The organism is Streptomyces sp. NBC_00223, assembly GCF_036199905.1.
GTDB lineage: Bacteria > Actinomycetota > Actinomycetes > Streptomycetales > Streptomycetaceae > Actinacidiphila.
Genome location: NZ_CP108109.1, coordinates 2,905,855 through 2,929,774 on the forward strand (window position 1 = coordinate 2,905,855; position 23,920 = coordinate 2,929,774).

At 72.2% G+C, this 23,920-nt stretch carries 19 protein-coding genes and 1 tRNA gene; 6 read left to right on the forward strand and 14 right to left on the reverse strand.

What is annotated here, in order from left to right:
- Positions 1-23: 23 nt before the first annotated feature.
- Positions 24-2,219, reverse strand: a complete 2,196-nt coding sequence (locus OHA30_RS12105; protein ID WP_328913825.1) for an MMPL family transporter — start codon at positions 2,217-2,219, stop codon at positions 24-26.
- Positions 2,220-2,422: 203 nt separating this feature from the next.
- Entirely contained in the window at positions 2,423-3,754 is a 1,332-nt protein-coding gene (locus OHA30_RS12110) for an AMP-binding protein (RefSeq protein ID WP_328913826.1), read from the reverse strand.
- Between the two features lie 90 nt (positions 3,755-3,844).
- On the opposite strand from OHA30_RS12110, the gene OHA30_RS12115 reads away from it, so the two are divergent.
- Positions 3,845-4,264 carry a hypothetical protein gene (locus tag OHA30_RS12115; protein WP_328913827.1) on the forward strand — a complete coding sequence of 140 codons (420 nt, stop codon included), beginning with the start codon at positions 3,845-3,847 and terminating at the stop codon, positions 4,262-4,264.
- Between the two features lie 438 nt (positions 4,265-4,702).
- Here OHA30_RS12115 and OHA30_RS12120 read toward each other — a convergent pair whose 3' ends face one another.
- Entirely contained in the window at positions 4,703-6,091 is a 1,389-nt protein-coding gene (locus OHA30_RS12120) for a cystathionine beta-synthase (protein WP_328913828.1), read from the reverse strand.
- Between the two features lie 145 nt (positions 6,092-6,236).
- On the opposite strand from OHA30_RS12120, the gene OHA30_RS12125 reads away from it, so the two are divergent.
- The 3 genes from OHA30_RS12125 (at position 6,237) to OHA30_RS12135 (ending at position 10,049) form a co-directional block, all read left to right on the forward strand.
- Entirely contained in the window at positions 6,237-7,286 is a 1,050-nt protein-coding gene (locus OHA30_RS12125; RefSeq protein ID WP_328913829.1) for an SGNH/GDSL hydrolase family protein, read from the forward strand.
- 212 nt (positions 7,287-7,498) lie between these two features.
- Positions 7,499-8,719 (forward strand): acetyl-CoA C-acetyltransferase, encoded by a 1,221-nt coding sequence (locus OHA30_RS12130; protein WP_328913830.1) that lies wholly within the window; start codon positions 7,499-7,501, stop codon positions 8,717-8,719.
- Positions 8,720-9,194: 475 nt separating this feature from the next.
- Complete coding sequence (locus tag OHA30_RS12135; RefSeq protein WP_328913831.1) at positions 9,195-10,049, forward strand: hypothetical protein; 855 nt, start codon at positions 9,195-9,197, stop codon at positions 10,047-10,049.
- A 190-nt stretch (positions 10,050-10,239) separates the two neighbouring features.
- Here the strand turns inward: OHA30_RS12135 and OHA30_RS12140 are convergent, their stop codons facing one another.
- Positions 10,240-10,569, reverse strand: coding sequence for a hypothetical protein (locus tag OHA30_RS12140; protein ID WP_328913832.1), 330 nt, complete (start codon positions 10,567-10,569; stop codon positions 10,240-10,242).
- Positions 10,570-10,692: 123 nt separating this feature from the next.
- Here OHA30_RS12140 and OHA30_RS12145 point away from each other — a divergent pair, with 123 nt between their 5' ends.
- Positions 10,693-10,926, forward strand: a complete 234-nt coding sequence (locus OHA30_RS12145) for a DUF4287 domain-containing protein (RefSeq protein WP_328913833.1) — start codon at positions 10,693-10,695, stop codon at positions 10,924-10,926.
- Between the two features lie 106 nt (positions 10,927-11,032).
- Here OHA30_RS12145 and OHA30_RS12150 read toward each other — a convergent pair whose 3' ends face one another.
- Together OHA30_RS12150 and OHA30_RS12155 are read right to left on the reverse strand one after the other, a co-directional pair.
- Positions 11,033-11,944, reverse strand: a complete 912-nt coding sequence (locus OHA30_RS12150; RefSeq protein WP_328913834.1) for a Bax inhibitor-1/YccA family protein — start codon at positions 11,942-11,944, stop codon at positions 11,033-11,035.
- A 103-nt stretch (positions 11,945-12,047) separates the two neighbouring features.
- Complete coding sequence (locus tag OHA30_RS12155; RefSeq protein WP_328913835.1) at positions 12,048-14,048, reverse strand: tetratricopeptide repeat protein; 2,001 nt, start codon at positions 14,046-14,048, stop codon at positions 12,048-12,050.
- A 192-nt stretch (positions 14,049-14,240) separates the two neighbouring features.
- On the opposite strand from OHA30_RS12155, the gene OHA30_RS12160 reads away from it, so the two are divergent.
- A complete protein-coding gene (locus tag OHA30_RS12160; RefSeq protein WP_405785605.1) occupies positions 14,241-15,110 on the forward strand; it encodes a bifunctional DNA primase/polymerase in 870 nt (289 codons plus the stop codon).
- Between the two features lie 135 nt (positions 15,111-15,245).
- On the opposite strand, the gene OHA30_RS12165 is transcribed toward OHA30_RS12160, so the two are convergent.
- The 8 genes from OHA30_RS12165 to eno all read right to left on the reverse strand — a co-directional run bounded on the left by OHA30_RS12165 (position 15,246) and on the right by eno (position 23,662).
- Positions 15,246-15,328, reverse strand: a tRNA-Leu gene (locus OHA30_RS12165).
- A gap of 297 nt (positions 15,329-15,625) precedes the next feature.
- On the reverse strand, positions 15,626-16,714 hold the full coding sequence (locus tag OHA30_RS12170; RefSeq protein WP_328913837.1) for an S-(hydroxymethyl)mycothiol dehydrogenase: 1,089 nt from the start codon (positions 16,712-16,714) through the stop codon (positions 15,626-15,628).
- 61 nt (positions 16,715-16,775) lie between these two features.
- Positions 16,776-18,098: a cyclopropane-fatty-acyl-phospholipid synthase family protein gene (locus OHA30_RS12175; protein WP_328913838.1), complete on the reverse strand. Its 1,323-nt coding sequence runs from the start codon at positions 18,096-18,098 to the stop codon at positions 16,776-16,778.
- 191 nt (positions 18,099-18,289) lie between these two features.
- Positions 18,290-19,675 (reverse strand): NAD(P)/FAD-dependent oxidoreductase, encoded by a 1,386-nt coding sequence (locus tag OHA30_RS12180; protein ID WP_328913839.1) that lies wholly within the window; start codon positions 19,673-19,675, stop codon positions 18,290-18,292.
- A gap of 421 nt (positions 19,676-20,096) precedes the next feature.
- Entirely contained in the window at positions 20,097-21,062 is a 966-nt protein-coding gene (locus OHA30_RS12185; protein ID WP_328913840.1) for a Ppx/GppA phosphatase family protein, read from the reverse strand.
- Positions 21,059-21,655, reverse strand: coding sequence for a DUF501 domain-containing protein (locus OHA30_RS12190; protein WP_328913841.1), 597 nt, complete (start codon positions 21,653-21,655; stop codon positions 21,059-21,061). The genes OHA30_RS12185 and OHA30_RS12190 overlap by 4 nt, the downstream gene beginning before the upstream one ends.
- A gap of 77 nt (positions 21,656-21,732) precedes the next feature.
- Positions 21,733-22,227, reverse strand: coding sequence for an FtsB family cell division protein (locus OHA30_RS12195; RefSeq protein ID WP_328913842.1), 495 nt, complete (start codon positions 22,225-22,227; stop codon positions 21,733-21,735).
- A gap of 154 nt (positions 22,228-22,381) precedes the next feature.
- Positions 22,382-23,662 carry a phosphopyruvate hydratase gene (gene eno, locus OHA30_RS12200; RefSeq protein ID WP_328913843.1) on the reverse strand — a complete coding sequence of 427 codons (1,281 nt, stop codon included), beginning with the start codon at positions 23,660-23,662 and terminating at the stop codon, positions 22,382-22,384.
- Positions 23,663-23,920 lie beyond the last annotated feature (258 nt).

Genomic DNA, 23,920 nt, shown 5'->3' on the forward strand with positions numbered 1-23,920 from the left:
CCGCCGCCCCCGCCGGGATCGGCTCAGCGCCGCCCGGAGTCCAGCTCCGCGTCCCGCGGATCCCCCTGCCCCTCGGCCACCGCCGGCCCTGACGGGCCGCCGGCCACCTCGGCCGCGCCGCGGTCCGCGCGCCCCGGCCACCACGCCGCGTGCCCCATCAGCGCGGTGAGGCTCGGCGTGAAGAACATCGCCATCACGAACGCGGCGACCACGATGCCGAAGGCGACCGCGAATCCCATCTCCGTGAGCAGCGAGTTCCCGGACAGCATCAGCGTGGCGAAGGTCGCCGCCAGGATGAAGCCGGCCGCGGCGATCGTCGGCCCGGCGTGCCGCAGCGCCATGCTGGCCGCCTCGCGAGGGCTGCGGCCCTCACGGGCCTCCTCGCGGAGCCGGGCGATCATCAGGATGTTGTAGTCCGTGCCGATCGCGACCACGAACAGATACATGATGATCGGCAGCAGGAACACCAGACCGGTGCTGTTGCTGCCGTGCTGGAAGAGCAGCACGGTCGCGCCCAGCGTGGCGCCGAAGCCGAGGCCCACCGACGCCATCAGGTACCACGGCGCGACCACGCTGCGCAGCAGCAGCCCCAGGATCACCATGATGAGCAGCGCGGCGATCGGGAAGACCGTCTTGTAGTCGTGGTCGACGGCCGCGTTGATGTCCTTGTAGATCGAGGACATGCCGCCGACCAGGGCCTTGGTTCCTGCCGGCGCGTCGGCGTGCGCCGTGTCGCGCACGTCGCCGACGGTGTCGATGGCCTTGCCTGTGGCCGCCTCGTACTTCAGCGTGACCGTGAAGTTGGCGGTCTTGTGGTCCTTGCTCAGGCCCGACGCCGGGTCGAGGCTGACGTCCGCGACGCCGTCGATCTTCTTCAGCTTGTCGCCATACCCGTTCAGGTCCACACCGTCGAGCGTCTTGCCGGTGGTGCTGGTGAGGTAGACCGAGGTCGGCTCGGCGGCGCCCGCCGAGTACGCCTTCTGCAGGGTGTCCTGGACGACCATCGACTCCTTGGTCTTCGGCATGGAGCCGGAGGCCAGGTCGAAGGACGCCTTGTAGCCCAGGGTGCCGAGCGCCAGCAGGACCATCACCAGGCCGGAGACGACCGCCACCATGGCGGGCCTGCGGGCCAGGGTGCGGCCGATGGCCGCGAAGCGGGCGTCCGAGGGCTCCTGGTGCCACTTCTTGCCGGGCCAGAACAGGATGCGCGGCGGGATCAGCGAGCAGATCGCCGGGAAGAGGGTCAGGCCCGCGACCAGGGTCACCGCGACCAGGATGGCCAGCGCCGGGCCCATCTGCCGCAGGAAGCCGAGCGTGGAGAGGGTCAGCGCGAGGAAGGCGATGATCACCGCGCCGGCCGCCGAGGCGATGGCCTCGCCGACCCGGGCCACGCTGTTGATCATGGCTTCCTTGGGCTCGTCACCCGCCCGCAGCCGTTCCCGGTAACGGAACATCAGGAAGAGGAAGTAGTCCGTGCCGACGCCGAGCACCACCACGATCAGCAGCGCGGAGACCGAACTGTTCGCCTGGAGTCCGAAGATCTTGGTGGCGTCCGCGATCAGCGCGTTGGCGATCATGAAGACGACCGCCACCAGCACCACCAGTGGCAGCACCGCGATGATCGGCGATCGGAAGATGATCAGCAGAGTGATGATGATGATCAGCAGCGAGCCGACCAGGGCCAGCGCGTCCGAGGTCTTGGACGAATCCTGTTGGTCGAGGGCCTGCGCGGCCTGACCACCGAGCTTCACCGTCAGATTCGTGCCCTTGGCGAGCGTCTGGGACTCGTCGCGCAGCTTCTTCGCCGCGTCGGACTGCTTCGGCTGGCCGGCGCTCTTCTTGTCCATCTGGACGCTGGCGATGTCGAACTTGCCGTTGTCGGACGGCTTGCCCGCCACGATGTTCTGGACCTGGTCGATCTTCTTGTTACCGAGTTCGGTGGTGATGCGCGCGACATCGGCCTTGTCGGTGTCGGTCAGCACACCTCCGTCGGTGCGTTCGTAAAGGACGATCGCGGACGGCGTGAAGGCGGCGGGGAACGCCTTCTCCTGGAGATTCGCCGCCTGGATCGACTCGTAGTGGCTGGGCAGGAAGCTGCTCTCGTCACTGTTGGACGGCAGACTCGGCGCGGTGGCGACGATCGCGACGGCGGCGATGACCCACGCGACAATCGTCCAGACGGGATGGCGGACGACGGTGCGTCCGATGCGGTGGAACATGCGGTGCTGCCTCCATGGCAGGACTGATCACCGCCACCCTTTGGAGCGGAACCCGGGTATCGGCGACCCGGACGACCTCGCGGCCGTCCGGTGATATGTGGACAGAAATGTGGCTGGGTGCCTCTGAGCTTACTTGCCGCCCGGCTAGGGGCAACTCCCGGGGTCCCCTCCCCCGTCCGCACACCCCTGTATCCCTATCCCGGTCACACCGGCGGCAGCAACCGCTTTTGCGGCTTGCCCATCGCGTTGCGCGGCAGTTCGGCGAGGAACCGTACGGCCCGCGGCCGCTTGTGCACCGACAGCCGCGCCGCCACGAAATCCGTCAGCTCGGCCGCCGTGACACCCTCCGCGACCACATAGGCGACGATCTGCTGCCCGAGATCCGCGTGCGGCGCGCCGACGACGGCCGCCTCCCGTACCGCGGGGTGGGCGAGCAGCACGTTCTCCACCTCGCCCGCGCCGATCCGGTAGCCGCCGGACTTGATGAGGTCCGTCGAGGCCCGCCCCACGATCCGGTGCGTGCCGTCCGCGTCAATGGCGGCGATGTCGCCGGTGCGGAACCAGCCGTCCTCGGTGTACGCGGCCGCCGTCGCCTCCGGCTGCCCGAGGTAGCCGTCGAAGAGGGTGGGGCCCTGCACCTGCAACTCCCCGATGCCGTCCGCCGCCTGCGCGATCCGGGTGGTGATCCCCGGCAGCGGGGTGCCGACCGCGCCCGGCCGCCGCTGCCCCGCGGCCCTCGCGCTCACGGTGATCAGTGTCTCCGTCATGCCGTAGCGCTCCACCGGCTCGTGCCCGGTCAGCGTCCGCAGGCGCTCGAAGACGGGCGCGGGCAGCGGAGCGCTCCCCGAGACCAGCAGCCGCGCGCCGGACAGGGCCCGCGCGGCCGCCTCGTCCTGTGCCACCCGGTGCCACACCGTGGGCACCCCGAAGTAGAGGCTGCCGCCCGCCGCCGCGTACGCCTGCGGGGTCGGCCGGCCGGTGTGCACCAGACGGCTGCCGGTCCGCAGCGCGCCCAGCACGCCCAGCACCAGGCCGTGCACATGGAACAGCGGCAGCCCGTGCACCAGGGTGTCCTCGGCCGTCCACTGCCACGCGGCCGCGAGGGCGTCCAGGTCGGCGGCGATCGCGGACCGCGAGATCAGCACCCCCTTGGGCGGCCCGGTCGTCCCCGAGGTGTAGAGCACCAGGGCGGCGTCCCCGGCCGGCTCCCCCGCGAAGTCGGCCCGCTCGGCGAAGTCCACGGCCAGCAACTCGGCGCCCGAGTCGGCCAGCACGTGCTCGCGCTCGGCCGGCCCCGCGTCCGGCGCGACCGGTACGACCGGCACCCCGGCGAGCAGCCCGCCCACCACGGCGGCCACCGTCTCCAGCGAGGCCGTCGCGTCCACGGCGAACGCCTTCCGTCCCGCGACCCGCCGGGCGACCGCGCCTGCCGCGCCGAGCAGTTCCTCGTACGAGCAGCTCCGGCCGGCCACGGTCACCGCGTCCGCCCGGTCCGCTGCCCCGTGCAGGGCGGTGAGAACAGGCGTGTCCGGCATGGCGAATCCTCCTCGGGGACGGCAGACCCCCGAGGGAAATCGGGGGCTAACCCCAGTGTCGCGTACCGCCCCACTGCCTACGGTTGGGCCATGGACGCCCGCGACCCGGAACTCAAGAAGGAACTCTCCGCCACCATGCAAGCGCGCAAGGACCTAGGGGCGGAGTACGAGTCGGAGCTGGTCGACTCGTTCATGGACAAGCTGACAGAACGCGTCGACAGCCGTGTCGAGCAGCGAGTGCACCGCGAACTGGCCCAGCAGCAGACCTCGTTCGCCCGGGCCGACCGCCGCCCGATCGGGCCGCCGCAGCCCAGCGCCCGCTTCGCGCGCTACGGCTTCGCCGGCTTCACCATGATCGCCGCGATCCCGCTCTCCGCGATCGGCGCGGTCCAGGCCGGCGCCGCCGGTCTGTTCATCACCTGGGCGGGCATCGTCGGTGTGAACGTCGCCCAGGGCCTGAGCGGCTTCCTCGGCCCCCGCGCCAAGCGGGAGAAGGACGACTGGTCGTAGGCCCGGGCCGGGCGCGGCGGTTTTCCGGTCGGACAGCGGCTTCGGCGCCAGGAGACGAGGGGCCCGCGAAGGCGGCGGACGGCCCGGGAAGAGGGGGTCCGGAAGAACCGGAAGAAGAGGTGGGCGGGGACCGCCGCACCCCCGGCCCGGAGGCCGAAGGGCGGGACGACGGCGGTCCCCGCCGGGGACGCGGGCCCGGGAACAAGGCCGGACCGCGTGCCCGGGGTCACCATGGGTCCGGGAGCCGCTCCGGAGGCCGTGGTGCCGCTGGGTGTGCCGGTCGCGGCCGGGAGGTCCCCGCCGCGTCGACATCACCCAATGTGCCGGACGGTTGTTAAGCCGGTGCTGCGCCCGTGTGTCGCGGGTGTACCAGTTCCGCGAATCCTGATGCCGGCCACCGGGCCGCCGTCGTGGCGCCCGGGCGCCGGCGTCCCCGGCTCAGGCGCCGCCGTGTCCGGCCAGGAAGGTCAGCAGGTCCTGCCGGCTGACGACTCCGGTCGGCCTGCCCTCCACCAGCACGATCGCCGCGTCCGCGTGCTCCAGTACGGTCATCAGATCCGCGACCGGCTCCCCGGAGCCGACCTGCGGCAGCGGCGGGCACAGGTGCTTGTCCAGCGGGTCCTCCAGCGTGGCGCGCTTGCTGAACAGCGCGTGCAGCAGATCCCGCTCCACGACCGAGCCGATCACCTCGGCGGCCATCACATCGGGGTGCCCGGCGCCGGGCTTGACGACGGGCATCTGAGAGACGCCGTACTCGCGCAGCACCTCGATGGCCTCACCGACCGTCTCGTCGGGGTGCATGTGGACGAGCTGCGGCATGCCGCCGTCCTTGTGCGCGAGCACGTCGGAGACCCGGGGCTGGCCCTGGCTCTCGTCCAGGAAGCCGTGCGAGCTCATCCACTCGTCGCTGAAGATCTTCGACAGGTAGCCGCGGCCGCTGTCCGGCAGCAGGACGACCACCACGTCGTCGGGACCGAGCCGCTCGGCGACCCGCAGGGCCGCGACCACGGCCATCCCGCAGGAGCCGCCGACCAGCAGCCCCTCCTCGCGGGCGAGCCGACGGGTCATCTGGAAGGAGTCCTTGTCCGAGACGGCCACGATCTCGTCGGCCACGTCCCGGTCGTACGCGGTCGGCCAGAAGTCCTCGCCGACGCCCTCGACCAGGTACGGCCGCCCGGAGCCGCCGCTGTAGACCGAGCCCTCCGGGTCCGCGCCGATCACCTGGACCCGGCCCTCGCTGGCGTCCTTGAGATAGCGCCCGGTGCCCGAGATCGTGCCGCCGGTGCCGACGCCCGCCACGAAGTGGGTGATCCGGCCGTCGGTCTGCTGCCACAGCTCGGGGCCGGTGGAGTGATAGTGCGACAACGGGTTGTTCGGGTTGCTGTACTGGTCCGGCTTCCAGGCGTTCGGCGTCTCGCGCACCAGCCGGTCCGAGACGTTGTAGTACGAGTCGGGGTGCCCGGGGTCGACGGCGGTCGGGCAGACCACGACTTCGGCGCCGTACGCCCGCAGGACGTTGATCTTGTCCATCGACACCTTGTCCGGGCAGACGAAGATGCAGTGGTAGCCCTTGCGCTGGGCGACCATGGCCAGGCCGACGCCGGTGTTGCCCGAGGTGGGCTCGACGATGGTGCCGCCGGGCCTGAGGTCCCCGCTGCGCTCCGCCGCCTCGATCATGCGCAGCGCGATCCGGTCCTTCACCGATCCGCCGGGGTTGAAGTACTCGACCTTGGCCAGGACGGTCGCCTGAATGCCCTCGGTCACGCTGTTGAGCCTCACCAGCGGGGTGTTGCCGACGAGGCTGATCATCGAGTCGTGAAACTGCACCGTGTGTCTCCGGGTTCTCCGTGATGGTGGGGCCAGCCTAGGGCCTGCGCGAAACGTGGACGTCTCGGACGGCGTTGACGTTGGCAAGGGAGTTTCCCGGGGCAACAGGTTGTTGTACCGACGAGTAGTGGAGGTGGCCGGCTCGATGTCGAGGGCGAGGGTGGCACGGCGGATCGCGACCGCGGCGGCGTTCGGCGGCGGTGGGATGAGCCTGCTGGGCGGGGCCGCGATCGGGCTGCTGCTGACGGAGGTACGGCTGGCCAAGCGGGTGGTCGGCGGCTCGGGCGACGTGCCGCCGCGGGCCGACGGGCGCTACGGCTCGGCGTTCGCGCACCGGACCGGGGAGTCGGCGCTGCGGCTGGTCTTCCTCGGCGACTCCACGGCCGCGGGACAGGGCGTGCACCGGGCCAGGGAGACCCCGGGGGCGCTGCTGGCCTCCGGGCTCGCGGCGGTGGCCGAGCGGCCGGTGAAGCTGGTGAACGTGGCGCTGCCGGGCGCGCAGTCCGACGACCTGGCCCGCCAGGTGGCGCTGGTGCTCGGCCCGTCCGTGCCGTCGCCGGACGTGGCGGTGATCATGATCGGCGCCAATGACGTGACGCACCGGATGCCGCTCGCCACCTCGGTGCGGCTGCTGTCGGACGCGGTACGGCGGCTGCGGGACGCCGGCAGCGAGGTGATCGTGGGCACATGTCCCGACCTGGGCTCGGTCGAGCCGGTCTACCAGCCGCTGCGCTGGCTGGCCCGCCGGGCGAGCAGACAGCTGGCCGCGGCGCAGACCATCGCGGTGGTGGGCCTGGGCGGGCGTACGGTCTCGCTCGGCGACCTGCTGGGCCCGGAGTTCGAGGCCCGCCCGCGTGAGCTGTTCGGCCCTGACAACTTCCACCCGTCCGCCGAGGGCTACGCGACCGCCGCCATGGCCCTGCTGCCGACGCTGTGCGCCTCGCTGGGTCTGTGGCCCGAGGCGGACGAGCAGCCGGACGCGCGGCGCGGCGAGGGCTTCCTGCCGGTGGCCGAGGCGGCGGCGGAGGCGGCGGCCGAGGGCGGTACGGAGGTGGCGGCGGCCCACGCGGTCTCCTCCGGCCCGCGCGGCCGCTGGGCGCTGCTCAAGCGGCGGCGCAGGCGGCAGCTGGAGGAGGAGCACCCGCAGCCCGACACCTTGCCGGTGGAGGGGGCCGCCGGGCACCGGACGGCCTAGCCGCGCGGGGATGCGGTCTCTCGTGCTCGGGACCGGCCGGGAGCCCGTCGGTGTGGGATCGGCCGGATCGGGGTACGGGCAGGGCGTCCGCGAGTAAGCAAGCGCTCAGAAAGTAGCCCGCATCACAGTGTGCTCCTGATGACCCGCTGCGATACGTACAGGTAACTTTCCCGAGAGTCCCGAATCACGCAGCCTCGACGAGGAGTGTCGCGATGCCCGAAGCCGTCATCGTCTCCGCCGCCCGTTCCCCCATCGGACGCGCCTTCAAGGGGTCGCTCAAGGAGCTGCGCCCGGACGACCTGGTCGCCACGGTCATCAGGACCGCGCTGGACAAGGTGCCGCAGCTCGACCCGCGCGAGATCGACGACCTGATGCTGGGCTGCGGGCTGCCGGGCGGCGAGCAGGGCTACAACATGGGCCGGATCGTCGCCGTGCAGATGGGCATGGACCATCTGCCGGGGTGCACGGTCACCCGCTACTGTTCGTCGTCCCTCCAGACCACCCGCATGGCCCTGCACGCCATCAGGGCGGGCGAGGGCGACGTCTTCATCTCGGCGGGCGTCGAGATGGTGTCGCGGTTCGTCAAGGGCAACTCCGACAGCCTCCCCGACACGAAGAACCCGCTCTTCGCCGACGCCGAGGCGCGCACGCAGCGGCGCGCCGAGGAGGGGGGCGGAACGTGGCACGACCCGCGCGAGGACGGGGTGGTGCCGGACGCGTACATCGCGATGGGCCAGACCGCGGAGAATCTGGCGGCGCTCAAGGGCATTACCCGGCAGGAGCAGGACGAGTTCGGCGTCCGGTCGCAGAATCTCGCGGAGGCCGCGCTGAAGAACGGCTTCTGGGAGCGCGAGATCACGCCCGTGACGCTGCCGGACGGCTCGGTGGTGTCCGCGGACGACGGGCCGCGCGCGGGCGTCACCCTGGAAGGCGTACAGGCCCTCAAGCCGGTCTTCCGGCCCGACGGCACGGTCACCGCGGGCAACTGCTGCCCGCTCAACGACGGCGCGGCCGCGCTGGTCGTCATGTCCGACACGAAGGCGCGCGAGCTGGGCATCACACCGCTGGCCCGGGTGGTCTCCACGGGTGTGTCCGGCCTGTCCCCCGAGATCATGGGCTACGGTCCGGTCGAGGCGTCCACGCAGGCGCTGCGGCGGGCGGGGATGTCCATCGGCGACATCGACCTGGTCGAGATCAACGAGGCGTTCGCCGCGCAGGTCATCCCGTCCTACCGCGACCTGGGCATCGACCTGGACCGCCTCAACGTCAACGGCGGCGCCATCGCGGTCGGCCACCCCTTCGGCATGACCGGCGCGCGGATCACCGGCACGCTCATCAACAGCCTCCAGTTCCACGACAAGCAGTTCGGCCTGGAAACGATGTGCGTGGGCGGCGGCCAAGGCATGGCCATGGTCATCGAGCGGCTGAGCTGAGTCGCAGCGGACGGTAGGGGTCGTCCGAGGAACGAGGAGGGCACCTGCCGGGAGCGAAGGCGAAGCGAAACGCGACCAAAAAAGCGAGCGGCTGAGCTGAGTCGCAGCGGACGGTAGGGGCCGCCCGAGGAACGAGGACGGCACCTGCCGGAAGCGAAGGCGCCCGGGGCGCGCAGCCCGCATCAACGCCCGCCGCGCGGCGTTATTACTCACCGTAGCCAACCCACTCCCTTGCGCACGGAGTGTGATGTACATCGCATTCTGTCCGCCCCCGCGGGAGTTGACTTCCCGGGGGCGGCTGCGTTTTGGCAGCTCAGCGGGGCCGCGACCGAACGGGACAAGCCCACAGACCACGTCAATTCATGACGTTCCGCACTGCAAAGGCCACGGGTTTACCGGCAGAGTGAGGGGTGGGGGAAGTTTCGCCCACCTCCCTGGTGGGCACGCTCGGGTCGCATCAGTCGGGAGTACGTCAGTGAGTGCCAACTTCACCGTCCTGCTGGTCGCCGCGGGTCTCGCCGTGGCCACGGGTGCCTCCGCCCTGCTCATCGCCCGCGGCATGCGCCGCGAACTGGTCGCGCTGCGCCGCGAGGTCGCCGCCCTGCGGATCCCCGCCCCCCGCGACTCCACCGCCGACACCACCGACATCCGCACCGCCGTGGCCGAGGCCCTCGCCGACGAGCGGGAGCGCGAACTCGCCGAGGCCCGCGCCTTCTGGGCCGAGCAGGAGTCCCGCGAGACCGCGGGCGACAGCGGCTTCCCGCGCGGCGGGCCGCACGGGCCGAGCGGCGCCGCGTTCGACGCCCACGCCGACTACGAGGCCCCGCCGGTCCTGCCCTACCTGCCCCGGCAGGCCGACTTCGCGGGCCTCGAACCCAGCCCCGGCACCGGCCTTGAGCCCGGCCTGGAGGCAGCCGCGGAGAGCGGCCTCGGCACCGACGTGGAGCCGGAGGAGGCCGAGGTGGCCCGGCCCGCCCCCGGCGCGTTCCCGCACCCCTCGGGCCCGGACTTCGCGCCTTCCCCGGTGGTCGCCTCGCCGGACCAGACCGCCGAGCGGCTGGCCGACCTCGCCGACGCCCGGATACCCCTGTCCGACGTGCGTCCCGGCCCACTCGGCACACTCGACGTCTATGTCTTCGCGGACGGCACCACGCTGTGTATGACCCCGGGCCACCGCGAGACCGCGCTCAAGCTCTCCGACGCACTCGACCGCGGCGAGGTCCCGGTGCTGCGCGGCGGCTCGGCGATAGCCGGCGCCTACGCGCTCACCTTCGCCTACGGCGACGAGAGCGTGTACGTGCTCGCCGACCGGGTCGTGGCCTCGCTCTGACCGACCCGGTGCCCGGACCCACGGCACTGCCGCCACGAAACGGCCCGCCCACGGCCCCGCGCCCGGCGTCCCGCGCCGATCCGCCCCCCGCCGAACCATCCGGATCCTGCCCGTCCAGGGGCCGGCACCCGGCATCCCGCACCCGGCACCCTGCTCCCGGCCGTACCCGCGGCTCATCGCCCCGGCGCCCTCAGCCGACGGCCTTCGCCGTCCGCGCGACCCGCTCCAGCGCCTCGGCCCGCACGGAATCCCCACGCCCCGGGTCCCGTGCCACGACCAGCGCCGTCGCCAGCTCATTGCCCGCCACGGCCAGTTGGTCGCCCACCACGAAGATCCCGTCGTCGGGCAGCTCGTACGGCTCACGACCGGGGAACTCCAGCGTCTGCGCCTGCCGGGCCAGCCAGCGGGCCAGCTCCAGGCCCTCGGCCGCCGCCCCCGCCTGGAGGCGTCGTTGCGGGAGCGAGCGGAGCCGCCCGGCGAGGCGGTCCACTGCGGTGTGCAGCGCGGTGTGATCGGACACGAGGGGGACCCTACCCCGGCTCGGGCGACTCCATTCGTACCTGTATCGACCTGTCCGGGATGGTTGCCAACGCCACGTGGCTCGGGCACGGTGGGAAGACGGGACCACATACCGGAGGCGCCGATGTCCCAAACGCACTTCTCCGAGGAAACCCATCGCAATCTGATCGACCGCATCCCGCACTGCACAGGCCGCGAGGTCAGCGACTGGCTGCGCGACCTCGCCGACGGACCTTCCTTCCTCCGCTTCGACGACAAGGTCAGCTGGCTCCGCAGCGAGCACGACCTCTCCTACGGCCACGCCAAGGCCCTCGTCCACGAGTACGACCTGCGGCGGGCCGCGCGCAACCTGCTGTAGCCCCCGCCCGCCCCACCCCGTTCCACGCCGCCGACAACGCCGAAGGGCCGCCCGGGAAGCAGCGCTTCCTGGACGGCCCTTGCCGGGTTCCGCCGGGCGGCCGGGGTCAGTCGCGGAGGATCGCGATCAGCCGCAGCAGCTCCAGGTAGATCCACACCAGCGACAGCGTCAGACCGAAAGCGGCGAGCCACGACTCCCGCTGCGGGGCGCCGTAGCGGATGCCGTCCTCGATCTGCTTGAAGTCCAGCGACAGGAAGAACGCGCCGAGGGCGATGCCGAGCAGGCAGAAGACGATGCCCAGACCGCCGGTGCGCAGGCCCAGACCGTCCCCGCTGCCAAAGGCGGCGAAGAGCAGATTGACCACCATGGCCGCGAGGAAGGCGAAGGCGATGGCCATGCCGATGCGCTGGTAGCGCGCGGTGACCCGGATGAGCCGTGTCTTGTAGGCGAAGAGCATGCCGCCGAAGACCGCCATGGTGCCGAGCACGGCCTGCACCGGCGCGCCCTGCCACTGGTCGTTGTACGCGCGGCTCAGCACGCCGAGGAAGACACCCTCGAAGACGGCGTAGCCCAGGATCAGCCCCGGCATCGGGGTGCGCTTGAACGACTGGACCATCGCGAGCACAAAGGCGATCAGCGCCGCCCCGATGGCGAGGCCGAACCGGTCGGGCAGCACGAACCAGCCGAGCACCACGCCGAGCACCACCGTGCCCAGCGTCATCCCCGTCCGCATGACGACGTCGTCCATCGTCATCCGGCCGGTCTGGGCGGGCCCGGCGGCCGGCGCGGCGTACGCCTGCTCCATCTGCTCGGCGGTGAGGGGCTGCTGCGGGGCCTGCGGCGGCTGGGCGTAAGGGTTGCCGGGGGCCTGCGCGAACGGATTGCCGCCCTGCGGCCCGGCCGGCTGCGCGTACGGGTTGCCCTGCCGGCCGCCCTGGGCGCCGGGGCCACCGAAGCCTGCGTACTCGTTCCCGCGGGTGAAACCCCGCCGGGAGAACACCGGGTTGCTGCTCCTCATGTCACTCCTCCATGGCCGCCTACTGCGACTTTGCATCCAGAGTAATAGGTTGGCAAAAAAGCCGTGATACGCCTGGAGGAGGATCTTCCCCCGGTAGGGCCCCTCAGTCACGCCTCCTGCGGAACAGACCCCGGCGCGGCGGCCGCTGCTCGTCCCCGCCGGCCACCGCCCGGGCGGCCCGCTTCCACCTGGCCCCCGACCCGGCACGGTCGGCGTCGGCCGGCTCACCGCCGAGCACCCCGCCGCCCTCCGTCAGCCGCTCGTCGTCCGGCAGTTGCCCGTCGCCCTGGTCGACGGAGGCGATCAGATCGCGGGCGAGCCCCGTACAGGTCTCGTCGAGCCAGGGGCAGAGCAGCACCAGACGGCACAGCGACCCCAGGATCGTCACCTCTCGGGTCCGGTACGCCTTGGCCGCGGCCAGCATCCGCTCGGCCACCCGCAGGCCGACGTCGGCGCGGGCCGGCGGGTCGACCCAGGCCGTGGCGACCATCGCGAAGGCGGCGGCCTCGTTCACCCAGTCCTCGGGGCCGCGCAGCAGGTCGAGCAGGAGGTCGCGCCGCTCGGAGCCCTCCCACGGCTGGTCGGCCCGGTGGTGCGCGAGGCCGAGGCAGGCGAAGGTCTGCACGGCCCGTATCCACAGCTCGGGCCGGTGGTCGCGCAGAAAGCGGCCCTGCTCGTCGTCTGCGGGCAGCGGCGGGTGGACGAGGGCGCCGAGCAGATCGTCGGGCGCCAGCCCGGACAGCCGTACGGCGTGGTCGTACGCGGCCGGGATGTGCGGCCAGGTCACCGAGGCGGTGTCCCGGATGAGCGCGGCCGCCTCCGGTGAGGGCGGCGGCACGGCGGGGTGCGCGGTCAGGCCCTGGTACCGCCAGACCTGGACCCGGCCCGGGTGGCTGGGGAGGCGCGGATCGGGGTCGCCCACCGACTGGTTGACCAGCTCGCCCCCCGGAAAGGACATCAGGAACGCGACGGTGGCGCTCGGGGGTTCGATCATCGAGGCGGAGAGATGGATCCCGTTGCCGCGGGACTCCTCGGCGTGCGGGCTCTCCAGGATCTGGTGCAGGACATTGACCGTCGCCTCGGTGGCGCTCGCGACGACGCCGAGCCAGGGCTGCCACTCACCGCGCCGGGCGAGCACGGTGGCCGCGTACGGCTGGTCCGGGTGCGCCCGCACGCGGTCGGCGAGGGCGAGCAGGTGGGCGTGGTCGCCGTCGGCGGCGTGCCGGACGCCGAAGACGGCCGGGGCCGCCTGCGGGTGCTCGGGGCCGGCCGCGGCGGCCCGCTCGGCCCACGGCAGCCCCAGTCCGGCCCGGCCGGTGGCGACGTACAGCTCGGCGATGTCGACCATCAGGGACAGATCGGAGGCGTCCCGGCCGATCTCCTCCTCCCAGACCCGCAGCGCGTCGTCGGGGCGGGCGGCGGCCCGCAGCGCGTACCCGAGCATGACGGCGCTGACGTGTCCCGGCTGAGCGCGGTGCGCGCGCCCGGCCCAGGCGACGGCCCGGTCGGTGTCGCCGATCCGGCGGGCGAGGCCGGAGCCCATGGCGGCGAGCTGCGCGTCCTCGTGATGCCGCTCGACGACCGCGCACACGAGGTCGTAGAAGGGGCGCAGCGCCTCGCGGGCGGTCTCGGGCAGCGGGTCGGGCATGGCGCCGCCGACCGCGCGGGCCAGCGCCCGGGTCATGACCTCCGGGGCCAGCAGGCCCGGCAGCCGTTCCTGGGTGAGCCAGGCGACATGCGACCAGGGGCGGTCGGGCTCGGCGCGGATGGCGCCCGCGATCAGACCGATCGCGTCGGCCCACTCGCCGCTCGCGGCCTGGAGGTGGGCGCGGCAGACCATCGCGCCGATGTACGGGCGGTCCGGCGGGAAGAGGTCGAGCGCGGCCCCCGGTCCGCCCGCCCGGGCCGCCAGCTCGGCCAGCGCCTCGTGGGCCTCGGGCAGCCGGGGGTCGGCGGCGAAGGCGTTGCCGAGGTGGCTCGCGGCGTGCGGCAGGTCGCCGCCGTCCATGATCAGCCGGGCCAGCGCCGTCTCCCCCTCGGCCGCCGGCCGTGCCTCTCCCCCGCCCGCGCACAACTCCGCGTCTCCCGCGTGCAGTCCGTCCATGTGCCCCATCCCTCCGTCGTGGCTCCGGCCACGGGTCCGCTCGCACCGAGCGTATGACCCGGCACTGACAGCCACCGGCGGCGGGGCCCGGCGTGACGCGGGTCGCCCGGATACGAGGTGGACGCTGTCGGTCCGGCGCGGTATCACTGAAGTGTGCAGACGAACATGCGTTCGATAAACAGGGAGCGGGCCATGCCACGCCCCGACCACACCCGTGCCCTGCACGCGGCCCTTCTCGCCGCCGCGCGCGGGCTGCCGGTCATCCCGCTGTCCCGGACGAAGCTGCCCGCCGTCCGCTCCCCGCACCGCCACGAGCCGCGGGCCGGCGACTGCCGCGGCGCGTGCGGGCGCCCCGGCCACGGGGTGCACGACGCGACGACCGAGCCGGCCGCGGTGCGGGCGCTGTTCGCCCTGGCACCCTGGGCGACCGGCTACGGCATCGCGTGCGGCCGGGCGCCGCATCACCTGATCGGGGTCGACCTCGATGTGAAGCACGGCGCCGACGGGGTCGCCGCGCTGGCCGGACTCGCGCGGGAGCGGCGGTTCACGCTGCCGGAGACCGTCACCGTGCTCACCCCGAGCGGCGGCCGCCACCTCTGGCTGAGCGCCCCCGGCCCGGTCCCCAACTCGGTGGGCAGGCTCGCCCCCGGCATCGACATCCGCGGCACCGGCGGCTACGTCGTAGGCCCCGGTTCCCGTACGGTCGCGGGCCGTTACACACTCGCGCCCGGCACCGCGCACCACCCGGTCGCGCCGGCCCCGACCGCCCTGCTCGCACTCGCCGGCCCGCCGCCGGCCCCGGCCCGGGCCCCCGGTCCCGCCGAGCCGCGGCACCCCGTGGAGAAACGTGCCGCCTCGCTCGTGCGATTCGTACTTGATTCACACGAAGGAGAACGCAACGGCCGGCTCTTCTGGGCCGCCTGCCGGGCCTACGACGCCGGTCTCGGGGAGTCGCTGGCGCCCGCTCTGGTGACGGCGGCCGTGCACACCGGCCTCACCGAAAGGGAGGCGGCGGCCACGGTCGCCTCGGCCGCCAGGCTACGGGCGCCGGCCGGGTCCTGACGGCGCGGGAGCGGGCCGGGGCTCCGCCCGACGACTGCGCCTCACGCACCGGCCCGTGTTCCCGGCGTGCTCCCCAGCGGCGGACGATCACGCCGGAATCACGCATTCCCGCAGCTCAACACCCAAGGGGGTGAGTGCCCGGAGCCGGACTCGAACCGGCACGCCCCCGAGGGGCAGCGAGGTTTAAGCTCGCCGTGTCTGCGTTCCACCATCCGGGCCGGCGGGGCGCATGGAAAGCGTATCCGTGTTGAAGGTCACGAACAGGACGGCCAACTGGCCATGTTGTCTTATTTTAGGGGTTACTGACGGATCGTTAGACGTCCGATTCAGGTCCCGTTGCACCACAGAAGGCTTTCACAGCAGCAACAACCCTCACGCACAAGTGACGCGAAATCGCTCTCCGCAGTCGGAAAACGACCAGTCTCAGCCGTCGCGGGCGCTGCACGGGTGCCCCGCCAAGTGCCCCGATCAGCGCGGAAGTGCCCGTGCGGGTGTCCGCCGCACGGGGCCGCGGACTACAGCAGCACCACCGAGCGCAGGACGTCGCCTTGCTTCATCGTGGCGAACGCCTGCTCGACGTCCCCCAGTCCGACGGTCTCGCTGACGAAGGCATCCAAGTCCAGCCGTCCCTGCAAATGCAGATCGATCAGCACCGGGAAGTCCCTGGAGGGCAGACAGTCCCCGTACCAGGACGACTTCAGGGCGCCGCCGCGGCCGAAGACGTCCAGCAGCGGCAGCTCCAGCGTCATCTCCGGGGTGGGCACGCCCACCAGGACGACCGTGCCCGCCAGATCGCGGGCGTAGAAGGCCTGCTTGTAGGTCTCCGGGCGGCCGATCGCCTCGATCACCACATCGGCGCCGAATCCGCCGGTGAGTTCGCGGATCGCCTCGACCGGGTCGGTGGTGCGCGCGTTGACCGTGTGGGTGGCGCCGAGTCCGCGGGCGATCTCCAGCTTGCGGTCGTCCACGTCGACCGCCACGATCGTGCCGGCCGCGGCCAGCCGGGCCGCCGCCATCACCGCCGCGCCGCCGACGCCGCCGCAGCCGAAGACCGCCACCGAGTCGCCCCGGCCGACGGCCCCGGTGTTGACGACCGCGCCGACCCCGGCCATCACCCCGCACCCCAGCAGCCCGGCCACCTGCGGTGACGCGGCCGGGTCGACCTTGGTGCACTGCCCTGCGGCCACCAGGGTCTTCTCCGCGAAGGCGCCGATGCCCAGGGCGGGCGACAGCTCCGTGCCGTCCTCGAGCGTCATCTTCTGCCGCGCGTTGTGCGTGGCGAAGCAGTACCAGGGGCGACCGCGCCGGCAGGCCCGGCACTGCCCGCACACCGCACGCCAGTTGAGGACGACGAAGTCGCCGGGGGCCACATCGGTGACGCCCTCGCCCACCTCCTCCACCACGCCCGCGGCCTCATGGCCGAGCAGATACGGGAAGTCGTCGCCGATCCCGCCCTCCCGGTAGTGCAGATCGGTGTGGCAGACCCCGCACGCCTGCACCCGGACGACCGCCTCACCGGGGCCCGGGGCGGGAATCAGCACGGTTTCGAGGGAGACCGGCGCGCCTTTGCTCCGGGCGACCACGCCCTGGACTTTCTGTGTCATGCCGGTGTCCTTCCCCCCGCCGGCCGCCGCCTACCCCTCCACCGCCGGGAGCCACCCGTACCTACGACAGCCACGCCGTGCGCGTGGGCGGCATCCCCGAGGCGCCGCCGGGCTCGGTGCGGACGGCCAGCACCTGGTTGACGCCGATCCGGTTGTGCTCGAAGGACAGGGCGGACGCGGCCATGTAGAGCCGCCACACCCGGGCCCGGCCGGCGCTGGTGACCCGGGCGGCCTCCTGCCAGTGCGCCTCCAGATTGGCCACCCAGGCCCGCAGGGTGCGCGCGTAGTGCTCGCGCAGCGCCTCCACGTCCCGCGCCTCGAAGCCGGCCTCCTCCAGCCGGCTCACCGTCGCCCCGATCGGCGCCAGCTCACCGTCGGGGAAGACATAGCGGTCGATGAACTCGTCGATCCGGTACGCCTCCTCGTGCCGCAGCGGACGCCGCCCGATCTGGTGGTTGAGCAGACGGCCACCGGGCTTGAGCAGGGAGTACAGCGTGCGCGCGTACTCCAGATAGCGTTCGCTGCCGACGTGCTCCGCCATGCCGATGGACGAGATCGCGTCATAGGGCCCGTCCTTGACGTCGCGGTAGTCCTGGACCCGGATCTCGATCTGCTCGGTCAGCCCGGCCTCGGCGATCCGCTTGCGGGCGAAGGCGGCCTGCGCGACCGACAGGGTGATGCCGGTGGCGCGCACCCCGTAGTGCTCGGCGGCGTGCAGCACCATGGAGCCCCAGCCGCAGCCGACGTCGAGCAGCCGCTGCCCCTCGCGCAGGTCCAGCTTGCGGCAGACCAGGTCGAGTTTGGCGTACTGGGCCTCTTCGAGCGTGGTGCCGGGCTCCGGCCACAGCGCGCAGGAGTACACCATGGAGGGCCCGAGCACGAGCGCGTAGAAGTCGTTGCCCACGTCGTAGTGGTGGGCGATGGCCGCCTGGTCACGGCGCCTGGTGTGCGCGATGCCGGTACGGCGGCGGACCTCCTCCGGCGGCGGCGCGGGCGGCAGGCCGGGGCCGGTCAGGGCCAGCGCGCTGCCGGCCAGCCGGTAGGTGGCCGGGTCGCGCAGCGCGGAGGACAGCCGGCGCAGCGCCTCGGCGCGGCCGCTGCCCGGATCGGTCTCGTCGCGCTCCCAGAACACCCCGGAGAGCAGATCGAGCGCCTGGTAGAGGTCGCCGTCCACATCGAGGTCGCCGGCCACCCAGGCGCGGGCCAGGCCGAGTTCGCTGGGCCGCCACAGCAGACGGCGCAGCGCCCGGCGCCTGCGGACGACGAGTACGGGGGCGCCGGGAGGCCCGGCCTCGCTGCCGTCCCAGGCACGCAAGCGCAGCGGGAACGGTGTCGAGAGGGCGTGATCGGCGAGTTCGAGGATGCGATGAGCCGCGTCAGCCATGTTTCCGAGCCTACGACTGAAAACCGTCGCTGACTGGCAAATCTACGTTACGGATACACGGACATACGCCGGAAGGCCGCCCCGGTCGGGACCGGGAACGCCGAAGGGGCGCCCGCACCACGGATGGCGGGCGCCCCTGCGGAGCGTCGGACGGAGCTACGGGCGGCGTGACGGGTGGACATTCCCCCAGGTCAGGACGCGACGACCTGCTCCGCCTCGGCCTTGCGCGGCCGCTGCTCGGCGGCGGGGGCCGGGATCGGCCGGGCGGCCTCGTAGAACTCGTCGCGCGGGTTCTCGATCGCGCCGAGCGAGACGACCTCGCGCTTGAGGAACGCGCCGAGCGTCCAGTCGGCGAAGACCCGGATCTTGCGGTTCCACGTCGGCACGGCCAGGCCGTGGTAGCCGCGGTGCATGTACCAGGCGAGCCGGCCCTTGAGCCTGATCTTCGTCTTGCCGACGACTATCATCGCGACGCCCTTGTGCAGCCCCAGCCCGGCGACCGCGCCCTTGTTGGCGTGCTTGTACTCCTGCTGCGGGAAGCCGCGCATCCCGGAGACCACGTTGTCGCCGAGCACCTTGGCCTGGCGCAGCGCGTGCTGGGCGTTGGGCGGGCACCAGGCGCCCTCGCCGGCGGCGAGGTCCGGGACCTGGGCGTTGTCGCCCGCGGCCCAGATGTAGTCGGTGCCGCGCACCTGGAGGGTCGGCGTGGTGTCCACGTGACCGCGCGGGCCCAGCGGCAGGCCGAACTTCGCCAGCGCCGGGTTGGGCTTCACGCCGGCCGTCCACACGATGGTGGAGGCGTCGATCTCCAGGCCGTTGGCGAGCACCACGTGCTTGTCGACGCAGCTCTTCAGCGAGGTGTTGAGGTAGACCTCGATACCGCGCTCCTGCAGGTGCTCAAGGCCCCACTTGCCGAGCTGCGGACCGACCTCGGGGAGGATCTTGTCCGCCGCGTCGACCAGGATGAAGCGCATGTCCTCGCGCTTCACGTTCGGGTAGTACTTGGCGGCGTCGCGGGCCATGTCCTCGACCTCGCCGATGGTCTCCGCGCCCGCGAAGCCACCGCCGACGAAGACGAAGGTGAGCGCCTTGCGGCGGATCTCCTCGTCGGTCGTGGAGTCGGCCTTGTCGAGCTGCTCCAGGATGTGGTTGCGCAGCGCGATGGCCTCCTCGACGCCCTTCATCCCGATGCCGTTCTCGGCCAGGCCGGGAATCGGGAAGGTACGGGAGACGGCGCCGAGCGCGATGATCAGACAGTCGAAGGGCAGCTCGTAGGACTCGCCGACGAGCGGCTCGACCACGGCGACCTTGCGGTCCTGGTCGATGGTGGTGACCCGGCCGGTGAGCACCTCGGCCCCGGGCAGCACACGTCGCAGCGGGACGACGACATGGCGCGGGGAGATGCTGCCGGCTGCGGTCTCGGGGAGGAAAGGCTGGTAGGTCATGTACGAGCGCGGGTCGACGACTGTGACAGTCGCCTCGCCGTACCGCATCTTCTTCTGGATGCGGCGCGCCGCGTACAGGCCGACGTAGCCGCCGCCTACTACGAGTATCCGTGGACGCTCCGTGGTGCTCATGTTTCGAGTATCCAGCACGGGAGGGGGGGTACCTCGTGAGCCCCTTCACAAGGGTCTGGACACCCTCTGCTACACTGCGCGACCCCACGACCTGGGGGTACGTGAGCGGCGTGGGCCGGGGCCCGCCGCCCGTTGGGGGACACGGCCCTGAGCAGCGTCGATCGACCACCGCCCCATGGGCGTTGTGGCGTGCGCAACACCGGCGAAACACTCACCGACCAGGGATTCCGGGGCTTGTGTGCCCGCACGCCTTGGAAAGTTGGGCCATTGGGCGGGAACTTCATGTGAAGAGTTTCACAAAGCTTTTCGGAGGACCACGATCCGGACAGCGCCCGACCGCTCAACAGCCGCTCAGCCGGGCGCTTTCCGCTCTCAACTGAGCGCATTCCAGGCGATTCCGTCCGGCATCACCGGCGAAGTGTCACTCGTCGCCGAGTGCCACATCCCAAGCGATGCCGTCGAGGATGTCGTGCTCGCTGACCACGACCTCCGACGCGCCCGTGCGCTCCATGATCCTCAGCAGTATCAGGGCGCCGGCGCCGATCACGTCGACCCGGCCCTCGTGGATGGCGGGGTTCGCGGCGCGCTCGGCGTGGGTGGCCCGTATCAGCCGCTCGGTGACCGCCCGGACGTCCGCGAGCGACAGCCGGGCGTGGTGGATCGCCGCGGAGTCGTACCCCGGCAGGTCCAGCGCGACCGCCGCCACGGTGGTGACCGAGCCGGCGAGCCCGACGAGCGTACGGGCCCGGTCCAGGGGGACGGTACGCGCGGCCTCGTCCAGCGCCGCGTCGATGTCCGCCCTGACGGCCTCGACCAGTTCGGGGGTCGCCGGGTCGATCGCCCTGCCATCGCGCACCAGGTGACGTTCCGTCAGCCGTACGCAGCCGATGTCCACCGAGCGGGCCGCGGTCACCCGCTCCTCGCCGAGGACGAACTCGGTGGAGCCGCCGCCGATGTCGACCACCAGATACGGCGTCGCCAGGCCGTGACCGCCGGTCAGTTCGCGGGTGGCGCCGGTGAAGGAGAAGGCCGCCTCCTGGTCCCCGGTGATCACCTCGGGTTCGACGCCCAGGATGTCCATCACGCCGCGGACGAAGTCGTCCCGGTTCTCCGCGTCCCTGGAGGCGGAGGTGGCCACGAAGCGGGTCCGCTCCACGGGCACCCCGTGCGCGCGGATCGCCTCGGCGTACTCCCGGCAGGCGGTGAAGGTGCGCTCCAGCGCCTCGGGCGCCAGCCTGCCCGTACGGTCCACGCCCTGGCCGAGCCGGACGATCCGCATCCGCCGGTCGAGATCCTTCAGCGTCCCCGTCTCCGGGTCGAGATCGGCCACCAGGAGGCGAATCGAGTTGGTCCCGCAGTCGACGGCCGCGACACGTGTGCTGGTCACTGTGACTCCTCGGTCCGCGACCGCCCGGTCGGCGGCTGCTCGGTCTGCGGCTGCTCGTTCGGCGCGCTCTCCGTCTGCGGGTGCCCGGTCTGCGCGGGCACACACGGGCCCTTGGCCCACCAGTCGGGCAGCAGGGCGAGGGTCTCGTCGCCCAAGGGGTTCACTCCGGGGCCCGCGGCCAGTGCGTGGCCGGCCAGGACGTGCAGACACTTGACCCGCTCCGGCATGCCGCCCGCGCTCGGGAAGCCCTCCAGCACCTCGATGGCGTCGCGGCGGGAGATGTAGTCCTCGTGGGCGGCGCGGTAGGCGGCGGCCAGCTCCGGGTCCTCGGCCAGCCGGGCCGTCATCCGCTTCATCACGCCCTCCGCCTCCAGGGTGCCGATCGCGGAGGCCGCGCGCGGACACGTCAGGTAGTACAGCGTCGGGAAGGGCGTGCCGTCCTCCAGCCGGGGCTGGGTCTCGACCACGTCCGGGTTGCCGCACGGGCAGCGGTGGGCGACCGCCCGCAGCCCGCGCGGCGGCCGGCCGAGCTGGGCGCGTACGGCGGCGATGTCGGCTTCGGTGGGAGGGGTGGGTTCGGGAGTGGTGTCCATGGGCCGTTCTGCGTCGGGGTGCGGTCGGAAGAGGTGGGAAGGCGGAAGGGGCGTGCGGGCCGGTGACGGTCCTGGGGTCAGCGGCGCGGGACCGCGGCGGCGTCGGCCTGGTCCACGTTGTCCCACAGGTTGTCGTACCAGGGGCGCAGCGCGGCCGCGGCGTTGGCCGGGTGGTGCTCGGCGGCGTCATCGGTCGCGGCCGGGCCGGGGTTCACCACGGTGAAGCCGGTCTCGCCGGGCATCACGTAGTGCAGATGCTCGCGGGCCTGGGTCTGTACGTACTGCGGGTCCTGCCAGCGGGCCTTCTCCTCGCGCAGCTGCTCGACCTTCTCCTTGGCCCGCTGGGCCGCGCGGCGCTGGTCGGCGATGTCGGAGCGCTGGGCGATGTACTGCCGCATCGGGTAGGCCAGGGCCACCACCAGCGCGCACAGCACGAGAGCGAGCAGGGCCGCGCGGCCGGTGAGCCTGTTGCGCCGCACCTGAGGCCGGGCCGCCGCCCGGTAGACCCGTGCCTGTGCCTCCTGCCCGATGGCCTTCAGCCGGGCCGCGGTGGAGAACCGGTCCGCCGCCACGCCGTACTCCCCTCGCCGTCCTCAATTCCGGTATGCCGCGAATTCCGGTGTGTCCCGCCGGTACGTCATGCCAGTACGTCCCCGACCACGGTACGGGACCGGGTGCGGGGACGTACGGAGGCTGGGGTGCCGAGGGGCGTGGCCCCGCCGTGGCTCAGTTCTTGAAGCGGGGGAACGCGGAGCGGCCGGCGTACACCGCGGCGTCCTCCAGGATCTCCTCGATGCGCAGCAGCTGGTTGTACTTGGCGACGCGCTCGGAGCGGGCCGGGGCGCCGGTCTTGATCTGGCCGCAGTTGGTGGCGACGGCCAGGTCGGCGATGGTGACGTCCTCGGTCTCGCCGGAGCGGTGGGACATCATGCACTTGTAGCCGTTGCGCTGGGCCAGCTCGACCGCGTCCAGCGTCTCGGTGAGCGAGCCGATCTGATTGACCTTCACCAGCAGCGCGTTCGCCGTGCCGTTGTCGATGCCCTTCTGCAGCCGCTCGGGGTTGGTGACGAACAGGTCGTCGCCGACGATCTGCACCTTGCCGCCGAGCTTGTCGGTGAGGACCTTCCAGCCCGCCCAGTCGTCCTCGAACAGCGGGTCCTCGATGGAGACCAGCGGGTACGAGGCCACCAGCTCCTCGTAGTACTCGGTCATCTCGGCCGCCGAGAGCTCCTTGCCCTCGAACTGGTACTTGCCGTCCTTGTAGAACTCGGACGCGGCGACGTCCAGCGCGAGCGCGACGTCCTGGCCGGGCGCGTAACCGGCCTGCTTGATGGCCTCGATGATCAGGTCGAGGGCCTCGCGGTTGGAGCCGAGGTTCGGCGCGAAGCCGCCCTCGTCGCCCAGGCCGGTGGACAGGCCGCGGGACTTCAGCACGCCCTTGAGGGTGTGGTAGACCTCGACACCCCAGCGCACGGCCTCGGAGAAGGACTCCGCGCCGATCGGGGCGATCATGAACTCCTGGATGTCGACGTTGGAGTCCGCGTGCGAGCCGCCGTTGAGGATGTTCATCATCGGGACCGGCAGCACATGCGCGTTCGGGCCGCCCAGGTAGCGGAAGAGCGGCAGGTCGGACGCGTCGGAGGCGGCGTGCGCGACGGCCAGCGAGACACCGAGGATCGCGTTCGCGCCCAGCGAGGACTTGTCCGGGGTGGCGTCCAGGTCGAACATCGCCTGGTCGATCAGCCGCTGCTCGGTGGCGTCGTACCCGACCAGCTCCGGGCCGATCTGCTCGATGACGGCGAGGACGGCCTTCTCGACGCCCTTGCCCTGGTAGCGGTTCTTGTCGCCGTCGCGGAGTTCGAGGGCCTCGAAAGCGCCGGTGGAGGCGCCCGACGGGACCGCGGCTCGGCCCGTGCTGCCGTCGTCGAGGCCGACCTCGACCTCGACGGTGGGGTTGCCTCGCGAGTCGAGGATTTCCCGGGCTACGACGACATCGATGGACGGCACGTTGTCTCCTTCAGAGATGTCTTCTCGTCTTTATCGGGACGAGCCTAACCGGCATCCGGGCCCGCGCCGGTCGTCGGCCCGACCTCTGAGACGGAATACCCCGACCGGGCACGTCGGGGGGAGTGCGTGCCCGGTCGGGGAGTGGGAAAGCTGTCGGCCGCCGTTCAGCCGGGCGTCGGCCGACCGTCGTACGGATGTCTCGGTGAGGTGCTGTCCGGGGCCCGGCGCCCTGCCTTCGCGGCGTGCGCGGCCGGGGCC

Bases quoted from the DNA above. Each gene is read 5' to 3' on its own strand.
- OHA30_RS12105 (WP_328913825.1), bottom strand. From the start codon at position 2,219: ATGTTCCACCGCATCGGACGCACCGTCGTCCGCCATCCCGTCTGGACG.
- OHA30_RS12110 (WP_328913826.1), bottom strand. From the start codon at position 3,754: ATGCCGGACACGCCTGTTCTCACCGCCCTGCACGGGGCAGCGGACCGG.
- OHA30_RS12115 (WP_328913827.1), top strand. From the start codon at position 3,845: ATGGACGCCCGCGACCCGGAACTCAAGAAGGAACTCTCCGCCACCATG.
- OHA30_RS12125 (WP_328913829.1), top strand. From the start codon at position 6,237: ATGTCGAGGGCGAGGGTGGCACGGCGGATCGCGACCGCGGCGGCGTTC.
- OHA30_RS12130 (WP_328913830.1), top strand. From the start codon at position 7,499: ATGCCCGAAGCCGTCATCGTCTCCGCCGCCCGTTCCCCCATCGGACGC.
- OHA30_RS12145 (WP_328913833.1), top strand. From the start codon at position 10,693: ATGTCCCAAACGCACTTCTCCGAGGAAACCCATCGCAATCTGATCGAC.
- OHA30_RS12150 (WP_328913834.1), bottom strand. From the start codon at position 11,944: ATGAGGAGCAGCAACCCGGTGTTCTCCCGGCGGGGTTTCACCCGCGGG.
- OHA30_RS12155 (WP_328913835.1), bottom strand. From the start codon at position 14,048: ATGGACGGACTGCACGCGGGAGACGCGGAGTTGTGCGCGGGCGGGGGA.
- OHA30_RS12160 (WP_405785605.1), top strand. From the start codon at position 14,241: ATGCCACGCCCCGACCACACCCGTGCCCTGCACGCGGCCCTTCTCGCC.
- OHA30_RS12170 (WP_328913837.1), bottom strand. From the start codon at position 16,714: ATGACACAGAAAGTCCAGGGCGTGGTCGCCCGGAGCAAAGGCGCGCCG.
- OHA30_RS12175 (WP_328913838.1), bottom strand. From the start codon at position 18,098: ATGGCTGACGCGGCTCATCGCATCCTCGAACTCGCCGATCACGCCCTC.
- OHA30_RS12180 (WP_328913839.1), bottom strand. From the start codon at position 19,675: ATGAGCACCACGGAGCGTCCACGGATACTCGTAGTAGGCGGCGGCTAC.
- OHA30_RS12190 (WP_328913841.1), bottom strand. From the start codon at position 21,655: ATGGACACCACTCCCGAACCCACCCCTCCCACCGAAGCCGACATCGCC.